Annotated in this window: 3 rRNA genes (2 of these 3 running past the window's edge); all 3 read right to left on the reverse strand. The window is 35.6% G+C overall.

From position 1 onward, the window contains the following. Positions 1-501, reverse strand: a 16S ribosomal RNA gene (locus RRF68_RS04205) (it extends 1017 nt beyond the left edge of the window). Between the two features lie 1362 nt (positions 502-1863). Continuing rightward, positions 1864-1972: ribosomal RNA gene (gene rrf / locus RRF68_RS04210) — 5S ribosomal RNA — on the reverse strand. A gap of 99 nt (positions 1973-2071) precedes the next feature. Continuing rightward, positions 2072-2500 (reverse strand): 23S ribosomal RNA (locus RRF68_RS04215) (it continues 2456 nt past the right edge of the window).

The following is a 2500-nucleotide window of genomic DNA, read 5'->3' on the forward strand; positions in this document are numbered from 1 at the left end:
TAGCCGGTCCTTATTCTTACAGTACCGTCAAGGTGCTACACGTAGCACGGTTTCTTCCTGTATAAAAGCAGTTTACAACCCATAGGGCAGTCATCCTGCACGCGGCATGGCTGGTTCAGAGTTGCCTCCATTGACCAATATTCCTCACTGCTGCCTCCCGTAGGAGTCTGGTCCGTGTCTCAGTACCAGTGTGGGGGATAATCCTCTCAGACCCCCTACCTATCGTTGCCATGGTAAGCCGTTACCTTACCATCTAGCTAATAGGACGCATAGTCATCTTGTACCTATAAATATTTAATATAAAAGAGATGCCTCTTCTATACATTATGGAGTGTTAATCTTCATTTCTAAAGGCTATCCTCCTGTACAAGGCAGATTCTATACGCGTTACGCACCCGTTCGCCGGTCGTCATCTGTGCAAGCACAATGTTACCCCTCGACTTGCATGTGTTAAGCCTGCCGCTAGCGTTCATCCTGAGCCAGGATCAAACTCTTCATTGTATATTTTAAATAATATTAATGAATAAGTTTCAAAAGAATTTGTTCTAACGAATTAGAACGTGGTTATTCTACTCTTTGTTTACGCTGTCAATTTCAATATTTTCAATGAACTTTTAGGGTATCGCACTCATGCTGTAAAACACTCGCTGTAAATCCTAATTTTGTAGAAACGCTAGATTCGAACTAACTGATTTTTATTACTAAATCATTCCAAAATTTCTCTGATCGTATCGCTTTCTTAAAGCGGTTGCAAATCTATAAACTTTTCTAAAACTGACAAAACTTTTTGAAACTTTTTTTAAAGTTATTTTCGCAACATTTTAATGAACTATTTACCCTAAATCGGACTGCAAAGATACTCTCTTTAATCTGTACTAAACAAGTAATATTTAACTTATTTTTTACACTTTATTAAAACTATCTTAACCAGTATTTTTTATGACCTTTTAAAGCATCTCACTCATGCTCTGTAGCACTCGTTTTTCCCTTAGCGGGTGCAAATATAGATTCCTTTTTCAACATAACAACTACCTTTCTATCCTTTTCTTTTAAGTATTTTTTTTTACCCTGTTTCTTAAATACTTAACTCTAATATTAATCCCATATTTTATTGATTTGTTAATGAATTACTCTTGATCAGTTACTAAAACTAGCTTAAGTTAATAGTATATCTGTGAATTTCTTACTTGTGTAAACTATAAATCAACCACTATTATGCTCTTCTTTACTTCGCTGATATTTGAAAACTGTAGTGAAATTATATTTATTATTCTGAAGAGCTACTTAATAATGGTAATAATAATCTTATATACTATTTAAAAAAGTTTGTTTTAACATCAATAAAAAATTTAAGTATAGATTTTTTGTTTTCTTCTAGCCTGTTTTAACTATATACTCTTTTCTAATTCCTTGGAATATTAACGTAGTATATCGCTTTCTGTTTATTCTTATTTTTTAAAGAATATAGGCAGCTTATTTTTCACCTTCTTTTAAGTTTATATTCTAATTTAATCTCGATAATATACCCTCTAAAATCATTTTTATTCGATATTGCTCATTCATAAGTTACAATCAATATTTTTATTACTCCTTTCTTCTAATAAATCTTCATTTTCCGTCTCTGGTGATTATCAAGATACTTATAATCCTTTTTTTTAGTACATAATTGTACTGCATAAGTTTGGGATACTTAATAGTACTTCATTCTTTTTATTTTCTATGAAATATCTTGAATTTAGGATTATTAAAATTATATAAGCTTTATTTATAATATAAGAAGAAGGGTAATTATGTTAAAAGCACTATTTTTCATTTGAGTTTAGAGCAAAAAAAACCTCAATCTATAAAGATTGAGGTTTAAAAGAAAGGCAACGACCTACTCTCCCACCATTGGCAGTACCATCGGCGCAAATGGGCTTAACTTCTCTGTTCGGGATGGAAAGAGGTGAGCCCCATTGCGATAATCACCTTAAATCGTTCAGTATATTGCAACTGTATAAGTTAACATATTAGTAAAATCATATCGTAAATTATCAAAAGAGTTTGCGTCCCGACCCGAAGGTCGGGAACTATACATAAGCCTATGGGTTATTAGTAATACTCGGCTATGACATTACTGCCTTTACACCTGTATCCTATCAACGTGGTAATCTTCCACGACCCTTTAAAGAAATCTCATCTTGTGGTGGGTTTCGCGCTTATATGCTTTCAGCGCTTATCCCTTCCCAACGTAGCTACTCTGCAGTGCTCCTGGCGGAACAACAGATACACCAGAGGTTAGTTCAACTCGGTCCTCTCGTACTAAAGTCAAATCCACTCAAATTTCTAACGCCCACAGCAGATAGAGACCGAACTGTCTCACGACGTTCTGAACCCAGCTCGCGTGCCACTTTAATGGGCGAACAGCCCAACCCTTGGGACCTTCTCCAGCCCCAGGATGTGACGAGCCGACATCGAGGTGCCAAACCCCCCCGTCGATGTGAGCTCTTGGGGGAGATCA

This window comes from Tenacibaculum sp. HL-MS23 (genome assembly GCF_032463465.1).
GTDB classification, from domain to species: Bacteria; Bacteroidota; Bacteroidia; order Flavobacteriales; family Flavobacteriaceae; genus Polaribacter; species Polaribacter bernardetii.